The organism is Streptomyces sp. SL06 (assembly GCF_058244745.1).
The window spans coordinates 761,087-775,903 of the sequence record NZ_JBSYOT010000002.1 but is presented as its reverse complement, the minus strand read 5'-3'; the positions used below and the strand labels follow the sequence as shown (position 1 = coordinate 775,903).

Sequence of the window (14,817 nt, the reverse complement as noted above, 5' to 3'; positions counted from 1 at the left end):
GCCAAGACCGCGGGAGCGCGCCACCTCGACGAACTCCTCGACGACGAGCAACTCGACGCGTTCGTGCTGTACTCCTCCACCGCCGGCATGTGGGGCAGCGGCCGGCACGCCGCCTACGTCGCCGCCAACGCCCACCTCAACGCACTCGCCGAGCACCGGCGTGCCCGCGGCGCCCACGGCACCGCCGTCTCCTGGGGCATCTGGGCCGACGACCAGAAGCTCGGCCGCGTCGACCCCGGCCAGATCCGCCGCAGCGGCCTGGAGTTCATGGCCCCCGCGCCGGCCCTCGCCGGGCTCCGGCAGGTCCTCGACGGCGACGAGGGCGCCCTCGCCGTCGCCCACGTCGACTGGGACCGCTACCACCCGGTGTTCACCTCCTCCCGGCCCACCGACCTCTTCGAGGAGGTCCCCGAAGTCCGCCGGATCACCGAGGAGAACGCGGCCCGCGCCGCCGAGGGCGGCGAGTTCACCGCCCGCCTGCGCGCCCTGCCCGCGGGCGAGCGGGACCGCCTCCTGCTCGACCTGGTGCGCTCCGAGGCCGCCACCGTCCTCGGCCACGCCTCCCCGGAGGTGCTCTCCGAGCGGCGCGCCTTCCGCGACATCGGCTTCGACTCGCTCACCGCCGTCGACCTGCGCAACCGGCTGGCCGCCGTCACCGGCCTCACCCTGCCCAGCACCCTGGTCTTCGACCACCCCGACCCGCTCGCCCTCGTCGGTCATCTGCGCGGCCTGGTCGGCGGCCCCGCCACGGAGTCCGGCGAACCCGTACCCGCCGCCGCGGCCGTCTCCGACGAGCCGATCGCCGTCGTCGCCATGAGCTGCCGCTACCCCGGCGGCGTCACCTCGCCCGAGGCCCTGTGGGACCTCATGGCGGCCGGCGGCGACGCCATCACCGGCTTCCCCGCCGACCGCGGCTGGGACGCCGACGCCCTCTACGACCCCGACCCGGACCGCCCCGGCACCACCTACTCCACCCAGGGCGGATTCCTCCACGACGTCGCCGACTTCGACGCCGCCTTCTTCGGGATCTCCCCGCGCGAGGCCCTCGCCATGGACCCGCAGCAGCGGCTCCTGCTGGAGACCGGCTGGGAGGCCATGGAACGCGCCGGGATCGACCCGGCCACCCTGCGCGGCAGCCTCACCGGCACCTTCATCGGCGCCAGCTACCAGGACTACACCGCGGGCGGCGGCTCCACCGAGGGCGCCGAGGGCCACCTCATCACCGGCACCATCTCCAGCGTCATGTCCGGCCGGCTCGCCTACACCTTCGGCCTGGAGGGCCCGGCCGTCACCCTCGACACCGCCTGCTCCTCCTCCCTGGTCGCCCTGCACCTGGCCTGCCAGTCCCTGCGCAACGGTGAGTCCACCCTCGCCCTCGCCGGCGGCGTCAGCGTCATGGCCACCCCGCAGGCATTCACCGGCTTCAGCCGCCAGCGCGCCATGGCCCCCGACGGCCGCTGCAAGGCCTACGCCGAGGGCGCCGACGGAATGAGCCTCGCCGAGGGCGTCGGCCTCGTACTCGTCGAGCGGCTGTCCGACGCCCGCCGCAACGGACACCCCGTCCTCGCCGTGATCCGCGGCTCCGCCATCAACCAGGACGGCGCCTCCAACGGCCTCACCGCGCCCAACGGACCCTCCCAGGTCCGCGTCATCCGCCAGGCGCTCGCGGTCACCGGACTCACCGCCGCCGACATCGACGTGGTCGAGGGCCACGGCACCGGTACCGCACTCGGCGACCCGATCGAGGCGCAGGCCCTGCTCGCCACCTACGGCCAGGACCGGCCCGCCGACCGGCCGCTGCTGCTCGGCTCGGTGAAGTCCAACATCGGCCACACCCAGATGGCCTCCGGCATCGCCGGCGTCATGAAGGCCGTCCTGGCGATGCGGCACGGCACCGTACCGCGCACCCTGCACGTCGACACGCCCTCCAGCCACGTCGACTGGACCTCCGGCGCCATCGAACTGGTCACCGAGACCGTGCCGTGGCCCGAGACCGGCCGCCCCCACCGGGCCGCCGTGTCCTCCTTCGGCCTGTCCGGAACCAACGTCCACACCATCGTCGAGCAGGCCCCCGCCGACCTCGCCGAACCCGCCCGTCCCTCCACCGAACCCGACACCCTGCCCGCCGGGGTCCCCGTGGTCCTGTCCGCGCGCACCGCGCCCGCCCTGCGCGACCAGGCCGCCCGGCTCGCCGACCACATCACCCACCACCCCGAGCAGCCGCTCGTGGACCTCGCCCACTCCCTGGCCGCCACCCGCGGCGCCCTGGAACACCGCGCCGCCGTCCTCACCACCGACCGCGACGGACTGCTGCGCGCCCTCACCGCGCTGCGCGACGGCACCCCCGACGGCGCCCTGCTCACCGGCGCCCCCGCCCGCGGCAGGCTCGCCTTCCTCTTCACCGGCCAGGGCAGCCAGCGCGCCGCCATGGGCCGCGAACTGTACGAGCGGCACCCGGCGTTCGCCGACGCCCTGGACGCCGTACTCACCCGCTTCGACCGGGAACTCGAACGGCCGCTGCGCGAGGTCCTGTTCGCCGACGAGGGCACCCCCGAGGCCGCCCTCCTCGACGACACCGCCTTCACCCAGCCCGCCCTGTTCGCCCTCGAAGTCGCCCTGTTCCGGCTCGTGGAGTCCTTCGGCGTCCACCCCGACACCGTCGCCGGACACTCCATCGGCGAGATCGCCGCCGCCCACGTCGCCGGCGTGCTCTGCCTGGACGACGCCTGCGCCCTCGTGGCCGCCCGCGGCCGACTCATGGGGCAACTCCCCACCGGCGGCGCCATGGTGGCCGTCGAAGCCCGCGAGGACGAGGTGCTCCCGCTGCTCGAAGGACTGGAGGACCGGGTCTCCGTCGCCGCGGTCAACGGCCCCCGCGCCGTCGTGATCGCCGGCGACGAGGAACCCGTCGCCGCCGTCGCCGCCCGGCTCGCCGAGGACGGCCGCCGCACCCGCGTCCTCAAGGTCAGCCACGCCTTCCACTCACCGCGCATGGACGCCATGCTCGACGACTTCGCCCGCGTCGCCCGCGGCCTCACCTACGAGACACCGCGACTGCCGCTGGTCTCCACCGTCACCGGAGACCTCGCCACCGCCGACGAACTGCGCTCGCCCGACTACTGGGTCCACCAGGTCCGCGCCACCGTCCGGTTCGCCGACGCGGTGCGCACCCTGTCCCGCCAGGGCGTCACCACCTGCCTCGAACTCGGCCCCGACGGCACCCTCAGCGCCGCCGCCCGCGCCGTCCTCGACCCGCAGGACGACACCGACGCCACTCCGGCCGCCCCCGCCGCCGTCACCGTGCCCGCGCTGCGCCGCGACCGCGACGAGACGGCGTCCCTGGCCACCGCCCTCGCCCGCCTCCACGTGCACGGCGTCCCCGTCGACTGGACCGCCTGCCTCAAGGGCACCGGCGCCCGCCGGATCGACCTGCCCACCTACGCCTTCCAGCGCAGCCGCTACTGGCCCGACACCACCTTCCCGCCGGCCGCCCCCGCGGGACCGGCCGCCGACACCGGCTCCGACGCCGCGTTCTGGGCCGCCGTCGAGCGCGCCGACCTGCCCGCGCTCGGCGCCGACCTCGGCCTCGACGACACCACCCTGTCCGCCCTCGTACCGGCCCTGTCCTCCTGGCGTCGCCGCCGCACCGAACGCGCCGCCGCCGACGCCCGACGACACCGCGCCGTGTGGAAGCCCCTCGACGGCGCCCCCACCGCACGCCCCGACGGAACCTGGCTCGTCCTGCGCCCGGCCGGCCCCCTCGCGCCCGCGACCGCCGCCGTCCTGGACACCCTCGGCCCGGACACCGCCCACCTCACCGCCGACACCGCGGAGCGCGCCGCCCTCGCCGACGCCCTGCGCGAACTGCCCCGCCCGGAAACCGGGTTCACCGGCGTCCTCGCCCTGCTCGCCCTCGCCCCCGGCGACGGCGACGACCCGGCGGGCACCAACACCGTCGCGCCCACCGCCGCCGCGCTCGGCGCCCTCGACGACGCCGGGATCACCGCGCCCGTGTGGATCCTCACCCGGCAGGCCGTCAGCACCGGACGCGCCGACCGCCTCGCACACCCCGGACAGGCCGCCCTGTGGGGCCTCGGCCGCACCGCCGCCCTCGAACACCCCGAGCGCCGCCTCACCCTCGTCGACCTGCCCGAGCACACCGACGAGCGCACCGTCCGCCGCCTCGCCCACCTCCTCGCCGCACCCGGCACCGAGAACCAGCTCGCCGTCCGCGCCTCCGCCACCTACGCCCGCCGCCTGGCCCACCACCCCGCCCCCGGCACCTCCGATCCGCGCCCCTTCGCCCCCGAGGGCACCGTCCTGATCACCGGCGGCACCGGCGCCCTCGGCGCCCACGTCGCCCGCCGCCTCGCCGGACGCGGCACCCCCCACCTGCTCCTCGCCGGCCGGCGCGGCCCTGACGCCCCGGGCGCCGCCGAACTCGCCGCCGAACTGCGCGAACTGGGCGCCGAGGTGACCCTGGCCGCCTGCGACACCGCCGACCGGGACGCCCTCGCCGCACTCCTGGCCGCCATACCCGAGCAGCACCCGCTCACCGCCGTGGTGCACGCCGCCGGCGTCCTCGACGACGGACTCCTCGACACCCTCACCCCCGAGCGGTTCGCCGCCGTACTCGACGCCAAGGCCCGCTCCGCCGCCCACCTGCACGAGCTGACCCGCGACCTCGGCCTCACCGACTTCGTGCTGTTCTCCTCGACCGCCGGCGCCCTCGGCTCCGCCGGCCAGGCCAACTACGCCGCCGCCAACGCCTACCTCGACGCCCTCGCCGAACACCGCCGCGACCTGGACCTGCCCGCCCTCTCCGTGGCCTGGGGCCCCTGGTCGGGCACCGGCATGGCCGGCGACGCCACCGGAGTCGAGGACCGGGTGCGCCGCGGCGGCTACACCCCGACCAGCCCCGAGGACGCCCTCACCGCCCTCGACACCGCCGTCGGCCACGGCGACACCACCCTCCTCGTCGCCGACATCGACTGGCGGCGCTGGGCCACCGTGTTCACCCCCCACCGGACCCTCGTCGCCGACCTGCCCGAACTCCACGACCTCGACCCCGGAACCCCCGCCGCCCGCGACACCGAACCGGCCCTGCGCCGCCAGGTCGCCGCCCTCACCGGCCCGGCCCGCGACCGGTACGTACTGGACTTCGTACGCGCCCAGGTCGCCGGCGTCCTCGGCCACCCCGACCCGGACGCCGTGGAGGCCGACCGCGCCTTCACCGACCTCGGCTTCGACTCCCTCACCACGGTCGAACTGCGCAACACCCTCAACGCCACCACCGGACTGCGGCTGCCCGCCACCCTCGTCTACGACCACCCGACCACCCGCGACCTCGCCGCCCACCTCCTCACCGAGATCCTGGGCGACCTGCCCGCCGCGGCGACCGCGCACGGCCCCGCCGACTCCACCAACCGCGCCACCGACGACGACCCCGTGGTCGTGGTCGGCATGGGCTGCCGCTTCCCCGGCGGCGTCGAGAGCCCCGAGGACCTGTGGCACCTGCTCGACGAGGGCCGCGACGCCATCACCGGCTTCCCCGCCGACCGCGGCTGGGACCTCGACACGCTCGCCCGCGGCGGATCCGCCACCCTGGAGGGCGGCTTCCTCGACGGCGCAGGCATGTTCGACGCCGCCTTCTTCGGGATCTCCCCGCGCGAGGCCCTGGCGATGGACCCGCAGCAGCGCCTGCTCCTGGAGACCTCCTGGGAGGCCCTGGAACGCGCCGGCATCGACCCCACCGGCCTGCGCGGCAGCGCCACCGGCGTCTTCGTCGGCACCAACGGCCAGGACTACGCCACCATGCTGCGCCGCGGCACCACCGACGTACAGGGCCACGCCGCCACCGGCACCACCGCCAGCGTGATGTCCGGCCGGCTCTCCTACACCCTCGGCATCGAGGGTCCCGCCGTCACCGTCGACACCGCCTGCTCCTCCGCGCTGGTCGCCCTGCACATGGCCGCGGGCGCCCTGCGCTCCGGGGAGTGCTCCCTGGTCCTCGCGGGCGGCGTGTCGGTGATGTCCAGCCCCGACGCCTTCGTGGAGTTCACCGCCCAGGGCGGCCTGGCGGGCGACGGCCGCTGCAAGGCCTTCGCGGACTCCGCCGACGGCACGGCCTGGTCCGAGGGCGCCGGAGTCCTCGTCCTTGAGCGACTGTCCGACGCCCGCCGCCACGGCCACCCCGTCCGCGCGGTCCTGCGCGGCTCCGCCGTCAACCAGGACGGCGCGAGCAACGGCCTCACCGCCCCCAACGGCCGCGCCCAGCAGCGCGTCATCCGCCAGGCCCTCGCCGACGCCAGGCTCACCCCGGCCGACGTGGACGCCGTCGAGGCGCACGGCACCGGCACGACCCTCGGCGACCCGATCGAGGCCCACGCCCTGATCGCCACCTACGGCGACGGCCGCACCCCCGAGCGCCCACTGCTGCTCGGCACGGTCAAGTCCAACCTGGGCCACACCCAGGCCGCCGCCGGCGCCGCCGGAGTCATCAAGACCGTCCTCGCCCTCGGCCGCGGTGAACTGCCGCGCACCCTGCACGTGGACGAGCCCTCCCGCCACGTCGACTGGTCCGACGGCACGGTGGAACTGCTGCGCGAGCACCGGGCCTGGCCCGAGACGGGCCGTCCGCGCCGCGCCGGTGTCTCCGCCTTCGGCGTCAGCGGCACCAACGCCCACGTCATCCTGGAGCAGCCCGAGCCGCTGCCGGACCCCGAGCCGTCCCCTGCCGGGCCCGAGGCCGCCCCGGCGGTCCTGCCGTGGCTCGTCTCCGCCCGCACCGAGGCCGCGCTGACCGCGCAGGCCGAGCGGCTGACCGCGTTCACCGCCGCCCACCCCGGGACCTCCGCCCTCGACACGGCCTACAGCCTCGCCACCGGCCGCGGCACCTTCGCGCACCGCGCGGTCCTGCTCGTGAACCCCGACGGCGAGCCCCGGGAAACCGTCCGCGCCCACGCCATCGACCGCCGGACCGCCTTCCTCTTCTCCGGTCAGGGTTCGCAGCGGGCGGGGATGGGCCGTGAACTGTACGGCCGTTTCCCGGCGTTCGCCGATGCCCTGGACGCGGTGCTCGCGCGGTTCGAGCCGTCGTTGCGTGAAGTGTTGTTCGAGGACGGGGAGTCGGGGCGTCTGGATGCCACCGGGTTTACGCAGCCCGCGCTGTTCGCGGTGGAAGTGGCGCTTTGCCGTCTTGTCGAGTCGTGGGGTGTGACGCCGGAGTCCGTGGCGGGTCACTCCATCGGTGAGATTGCCGCCGCGCATGTGGCCGGGGTGTTCTCCCTGGACGACGCGTGCGCTCTGGTCAGCGCCCGTGCCCGGCTGATGCAGGAACTTCCTGCCGGTGGTGCGATGGTGGCCGTACAGGCGACGGAGGCTGAGGTTGCCGGGCGTCTGACGGAGGGGCTGTCGCTGGCCGCCGTGAACGGGCCGGAGTCGGTGGTGGTCGCCGGTGCCGAGAGCGAAGTCGACGCCTTCGCAGATGAGTTGGCGTCCGAGGGCCGCAAAACCCGGCGTCTTTCCGTCAGTCACGCCTTCCACTCGGCGCTGATGGAACCGATGCTGGACGACTTCCGCACGGTCGCCGAGAGTCTGACCTACGCCGAGCCGCGCATCCCGGTCGTCTCCAACGTGACCGGATCGGTGGCGGAACCAGGCCTGTTGACGGACCCGGAGTACTGGGTGCGGCATGTGCGGGAGACCGTGCGCTTCGCCGACGGGATCGCCGCCCTGGCCGCCGCGGGTGCGAACGCCTTCCTGGAGATCGGGCCCGGCGGTGTGCTGGCCGCCCTCGCCCAGCAAGTCCTGGATCCGGCCGAGGCGGTGGTCGTTCCCGCGCTGCGCAAGGACCGCGACGAGGAGACGGCCCTGCTGCTGGCGCTGGCACGGCTGCACACGGCCGGCGCGGAGGTCGACTGGGCCGCCTGGTACGACGGCACCGGCGCCCGCCGCGTCGATCTGCCGACGTACGCCTTCCAGCGCGAGCACTACTGGCCCGAGCCCGCCTCCGGGCCTGCCGCGGGCGCCGGCCCGGATCCGGTGGACGCCGCGTTCTGGGCCGCCGTCGAGCGGGAGGACCTGGAGGCCCTCGCCGGCACCCTCGACCTCGACGACACGGTCCTGTCGGGCGTGCTGCCCGCCCTGTCCGCCTGGCGCCGGGGCCGGTCCGAGCGCTCCCTGCTGGAGGGGTGGCGCTACCGCGAGACCTGGCAGCCCCTCACTGGCACCGCGCGCGCCGACGCCACCACCGGCACCTGGCTGGTGCTGACCCCGGCCGCCCTCGACGGCGACCCGTGGGCCGAGGCCCTCGCCGGTGCCCTCGGAACGGACGCCGTACGGCTGACCGCGGTCGACGACGCCGAGGCCTGCGCCGCCGCCCTCGCCGAGGCCGCGGACGGCAGCGCGTTCGCGGGTGTGCTCGCCCTCACCGACGCGGACTCCCCGCGGCCCGACGTGCTGCTCGCCCGGCTGGGCGCCGCCGGGATCGACGCCCCGCTGTGGTGCGTCACCCGGGGCGCGGTCCGGGTGGGGCGCGCCGACACCCCGGCCGACCCCGACCGGGCCGCCCTGTGGGGGCTCGGCCGGGTCCTCGCGCTGGAGGAGCCGGCCCGGTGGGGCGGACTCGTCGATGTCGACCACGTCGCCGACGCCCGTACCGCCGAACGGTTGCGCGCGGTCCTGACCGCCGCCGGCACGGCCGCCGAGCCCGCCGAGGACCAGGTGGCACTGCGCGCCTCCGGCGCCTTCGGCCGACGCCTCGCCCGCGTCGAATCCCCTCGCCCCGACGCCACTTGGCGTCCCACCGGCACCGTCCTGGTCACCGGTCGCCCCGAGGGCTTCGGCGGGCACGTCGTGCGCTGGCTCGCCGCCAACGGCGCCCGCGACGTGCTGCTCGCCGGGCCCGCCGACACCGACGCCGGGGCGATGACCGCGCTGCGCGCCGACGCCGAGGCGGCGGGCGCCGCCCTCACCGCCGTACACCACCCGGACCCCGCCGACCCCGCGCCCCTCGCGGCGGCCCTGGCGGCGCACGACGACGGCCCTTCGCCGTTCGCCGTCGTCCACACCGGCGACACCGGCGCCGCCGACGGCCCGGAAGGGGCCCGTGCCGCGCACGAGGCGCTGGTGAGCGCCGTCGGCGACCGCACTTTGGAGGCGTTCGTCGTCTTCGGCTCCATCTCCGCCGTCTGGGGAGTCGCCGGACAGGGCGAGGGCGCCGCCGCGGGCGCCTGCCTGGACGCCCTCGTGCAGCGGCAGCGCGCCCACGGCACCCCCGCCGTCCACGTCGCCTGGAGCGCCTGGCAGGACGCCGGACCCGAGGGGCTCACCGCCCATCTGCGCGCCAACGGCCTGCCCCCCATGGCACCCGGCCGGGCGCTCGCCGCGCTCGCCACGGTGGTCGCCGAGGCCGCCGCCGACCCGGCGGCCACCGCCTGCGCGACCGTCGCCGACGTTCTGTGGGACCGGTTCGCCCCCGCGTTCACCCGGTCCCGCCCCGGCCGGCTGTTCACCGCGGTGCCCGAGGCCCGCGAGGCCCTGCGCACCGCCCACGGCACCGGCGGCGACACCGGCACCGCGGCCGGACTGCGCGACCGGCTGCGCGCCCTCGACCCGCCCGAGCGCGACCGCGCCCTGCTCGACCTGGTGTGCGCCGAGGTCGCCGGGGTGCTGGGCCACGCCGACGCCACGGGCGTACCGGCCGAACACGCCTTCAAGGACCTCGGGTTCGACTCGCTGACGGCGGTCGACCTGCGCAACCGGCTCGCCGGCGTCACCGGGCTCTCGCTGCCCGCGACCCTGGTGTTCGACCATCCGACGCCCACCGCGCTCGCCGCGTCGCTCCTCGGCGAACTCCTCGGTGAACTCGCCGGACCCGGTGGTGAGGACACGGCCGCCGCTCCCGCCGGACCGGCCGGCGGTGTCGCCGACGCCGACGACCCGATCGTCATCGTCGGCATGAGCTGCCGCTACCCCGGCGAGGTCCGCTCCCCGGAGGACCTGTGGGAGCTGCTCGGCGCCGGCACCGACGCCATCGGCGGCTTCCCCACCGACCGCGGCTGGGACCTCCAGCGGCTCCTGCACGGCGACCGCGACGGCCGCGGCCGCAGCGTCACCCGCGAGGGCGGATTCCTCTACGACGTCGCCGACTTCGACCCCGCCTTCTTCGGGATCTCCCCGCGCGAGGCCCTGGTCATCGACCCGCAGCAGCGGATCGTCCTCCAGGCCGCCTGGGAGGCCCTGGAGCGGGCCGGCATCGACCCCGCCGCCCTGCGCGGCGGCGACACCGGCGTCTTCGTCGGCGGCGGCAGCGGCGACTACCGGCCCGCGATCGGCCAGACCGGCCACGTCGAGACCGCCCAGTCCGCGAGCCTGCTCTCCGGCCGGCTCTCCTACACCCTCGGCCTCGAAGGCCCCTCCGTCAGCGTCGACACCGCCTGCTCCTCCTCCCTGACGGCCCTGCACCTCGCGGCGCAGGCCATCCGCTCCGGCGAGTGCTCCCTCGCCCTCGCCGGCGGCGTCACCGTGATGTCGACGCCCGTCGGGTTCGTCGAGTTCGGCGAGATGGGCGCGCTCTCCCCGGACGGCCGCTGCAAACCCTTCTCGGACGCCGCGAACGGCACCGCCTGGTCCGAGGGCGTGGGCATGCTCGTCGTGGAACGCCTCTCCGCGGCCCGCCGCCACGGGCACGAGGTCCTCGCCGTACTGCGCGGCTCCGCCATCAACCAGGACGGCGCCTCCAACGGCCTCACCGCCCCCAACGGCCCCTCCCAGCAGCGCGTCATCCGCAAGGCGCTGGCCGCCGCCGGGCTCACCGCCCGCGACGTGGACGCCGTCGAGGCGCACGGCACCGGCACCACCCTGGGCGACCCCATCGAGGCCCAGGCGCTCCTGGCCACCTACGGCCGGGACCGCGAGGCGGGACGGCCGCTGCTCGTCGGCGCCGTCAAGTCCAACCTCGGGCACACCCAGGCGGCTTCCGGAGTCGCCGGCGTCATCAAGATGGTCCTCGCCATGCGCCACGGCGTCCTGCCGAGGACCCTCCACCTCGACGAGCCGTCCCGGCACGTCGCCTGGGACCCCGACGCCGTACGCCCGCTGACCGAGGCGGCCGACTGGCCCGAGACCGGACGGCCGCGCCGGGCCGCCGTGTCCGCCTTCGGCGCCAGCGGCACCAACGCCCACGTCATCCTCGAACAGGCCCCCGCCGCCCCCGGGACCGCGTCCGGCCCGGCCCTCGGTCCCGACCCCGCCGCCGGCCTCGTACGACCGCTGCCCGTGCCGCTGTCCGCGGCCGACGCGGACGCTCTCGCCGACCAGGCCGCCCGCCTGCGCGACCGGCTCGTCGCCGCGGACCCGGACACCACCCGGCCCACCGTCGCCGACCTGGCGCTGTCCCTGGGCACCACGCGCTCCGCCTTCGAGCACCGGGCCGTCCTCGCCGTCGCCGGACGCGACGAACTCCTCGACGCGCTCACCGCCCTCGCCGAGGGCCGCTCCGGGCCCGCCGTGCTGCGCGGCCGGGCCGCGCCCGGGGGCAGGACCGCGTTCCTCTTCCCCGGCCAGGGCTCCCAGCGGGCCGGGGCGGGCCGCGCCCTGTACGCGCGCTTCCCCGTGTTCGCCCGCGCCCTGGACGACGTACTCGCCCACTTCGACCAGGAACTCGAACGCCCGCTGCGCGAGGTGATGTTCGCCGCCGAGGGCACCCCCGAGGCCGACCTCCTCGACCTCACCGGCTGGACCCAGCCCGCCCTGTTCGCGCTCGGCGTCGCCCTGCACCGCCTCTTCGAGTCCTGGGGCGTGCGGCCCGACCTGCTCGCCGGGCACTCCGTCGGCGAGATCGCCGCCGCCCACGTCGCCGGGGTGTTCTCCCTGGCCGACGCCTGCCGGATCGTCGCCGCCCGCGCCCGCCTCATGCAGGCACTCCCGGCCGGCGGCGCCATGCTCGCCGTCCAGGCCGCCGAGGACAACGTCGCCCCGCACCTGACCGGCGCCGTCTGCATCGCCGCCGTCAACGGACCCGAGGCCGTCGTCGTCTCCGGCGACGAGGACGCGGTCACCGCGCTCGCCGACGAGTTCGCCGCACTCGGCCGCAAGACTAGGCGTTTGCGGGTGAGCCATGCGTTTCACTCACTGCACATGGACGCCATGCTTCACGACTTCGCACAGGTCACCCGGAGCGTGTCGTACACCCCGCCGAAGCTGCCCCTGGTGTCGAACCTCACCGGGGAACCGGTCACCGACGAGCAGGTGTGCGACCCCGGGTACTGGGTCGAGCACGTCCGCGGCGCCGTCCGCTTCGGCGACGGCGTCCGCGCCCTCGCCGCCCGCGGCGCGACCCGCTACCTCGAACTCGGCCCCGACGGCGTGCTCTGCGGCCTCGCCCAGGACACCCTCGACACCCTCGCCGACGACAACCGCCCCGCCCCCGCCGTCGCCCCCGCCCTGCGCACCGGACGCGACGAGGAACGCTCCGTGATCACCGCCCTGGCCCGGCTGCACGCCGCCGGCCAGATCGTCGACTGGCCGGCACTCCTCGACGGCACCGGCGCCCGCCGCGTCGACCTGCCCACCTACGCCTTCCGCACCCGCCGCTTCTGGCCCGACGAGGCCCCTGCCACCGGCGCCGCGGACACCGGCACGGACAGCGGGGACGCCGCCTTCTGGAGCGCCGTCCAGGACGAGGAGTTCGACTCCCTCGCCGGTCAACTCGGCGTCGACGGCAGCGCCCTGGAGCGGGTCCTGCCCGCCCTGCGCGACTGGCGGCGCCGCCAGGGCGACCAGGCCACCGTCGACGGCTGGCGCCAGCGCATCGCCTGGCGCCCCCTGAACCGGACCGGCTCCGCACGCCCCGCCGGCACCTGGCTCGCCGTCGTGCCCGCCACCCACGGCGACCACCCCTGGACGGCCGCCGTCCTCGGTGCCCTCGGCAGCGGCGCGCACGTCCTCCAGGTCACCGGCCAGGACCGCACGGCCCTCGCCGCCGGCCTGCGCGAACGACTGCGCGACGGCGGCCCGTTCACCGGCGTGGTCTCCCTGCTCGCCCTCGCCGACCAGGACGGCACCGCCCTCACCGACGCGGTACCCGCCGGGGCCGCCCTGACCACCCTCCTCGTCCAGGCCCTCGGCGACGCCCACTGCGACGCCCCGCTGTGGTGCCTCACCCGCGGCGCCGTCGCCGTCTCGCCCGCCGAGACCGTCACCGCCCCGCTCCAGGCCGCCGTGCACGGACTCGGCCGGGTCGCCGCGCTGGAACACCCGCAGCGCTGGGGCGGCATCGTCGATCTGCCCGTCGCCCTCGACGAGGGGACCGCGCAGCGCCTCGCCGCCGTCCTCGCCGACCCCGAGGGCGAGGACCAGCTCGCCGTACGGCCCGGCGCGGTCTTCGGCCGGCGCCTCGCCGCCGTACGCCCCGAGGCCCGCCGCGACTGGCAGCCCACCGGCACCGTCCTGATCACCGGCGGCACCGGCGCCCTCGGCGCCCGCACCGCCCGCCGCCTCGCCGGCGCCGGAGCCCGCCGCCTGGTCCTCCTCAGCCGCCGCGGACCCGACGCCCCCGGCGCCGCCGAACTCGCCGCGGACCTGCGCTCGCTGGGCACCGAACCCGTCATCACCGCCTGCGACACCGCCGACCGGGACGCCCTCGCCGCCGTCCTCGCCGCCATCCCCGAGGACGCGCCGCTCACCGGCGTCGTGCACACCGCGGGCGTACTCGACGACGGTGTCCTCGACGGCCTCACCACCGACCGGTTCGCCACCGTGTTCCACGCCAAGGTCACCACCGCGCTCCACCTCGACGAGCTGACCCGCGACCTGGACCTGGAGGTGTTCGCCCTGTTCTCCTCGGCGTCCGCCGCCGTCGGCAACCCCGGCCAGGGCACCTACGCCGCCGCCAACGCCGTCCTCGACGCCCTCGCCGAGCGGCGCCGCTGCGAGGGACTGCCCGCCACGTCCGTCGCCTACGGCGCCTGGGGCGGCGACGGCATGGCCGGCGGCGACCGCGCCGCCGCCCTCGCCCGGCGCACCGGCATCCGGCCCCTCGACCCCGACCTCGCCGTCCTGGCCCTGCGCCAGGTCGTCACCGGCACCGATCCGGTCGCCGTGGTCGCCGACGTGGACCCCGAGCGGTTCGTCCGCGCCTTCACCGGCATACGGCCCAGCCCGCTCCTCGCCGAGATGCCCGCCCACGCCGTCCTCACGGCCGCCGCGGACCCGCGCGCGACCGCACGCTCCGGGCACGACCTGCGCGACCGGCTCGCCCGGCTCCCCGAGAACCGCCGCGCACAGACCGTCCTCGCCCTGGTCAGGGAACGCGCCGCCGACGTGCTCGGCCTCGACGGACCCGACCGGGTCGGACCCGACCGGGCCTTCCGCGACCTCGGCTTCGACTCCCTCGGCGCCGTCGAACTGCGCAACCAGCTCGGCACCGCCACTGGACTCACCCTGTCCGCGACCCTCGTGTTCGACCACCCCACCCCCGCCGCCCTCGCCGCCCACGTCCTCGGACAACTCCTGCCCGCCGGCAACGAAGCGGGCACCGGAGCCGTCGGCGACGAGGAAAGCGCCCTGCGCGCCGCCCTCGCCGCCGTCCCCCTGGACCGCCTGCGCGACAGCGGACTCCTGGACCAACTGCTCGACCTCGCCGGGCACGACCCGGCCGGCCCGGCCCCGGGCACCACGGCCGCCACCGACGCGGCGGCCGACGCCGCCACCGAGGGCGCCGACGGGGCGACCGACGCCTCCATCGACGCCATGGACCTCGACGACCTGGTGCGGACGGCACTCAACGCCAACCCTGACGAAGAGCGGGACTGA

1 protein-coding gene (running past one end of the window) is annotated in these 14,817 nt (G+C 76.5%); it reads left to right on the top strand.

Annotated features, from left to right (window positions below):
- Nucleotides 1-14,817: the 3' portion of a type I polyketide synthase gene (locus AC4IHM_RS03425; RefSeq protein ID WP_490865595.1), read on the top strand. It extends 13,800 nt beyond the left edge of the window; the window shows 14,817 of its 28,617 coding nt (coding positions 13,801-28,617); its start codon lies off the left edge, out of view; it ends in the stop codon at nucleotides 14,815-14,817.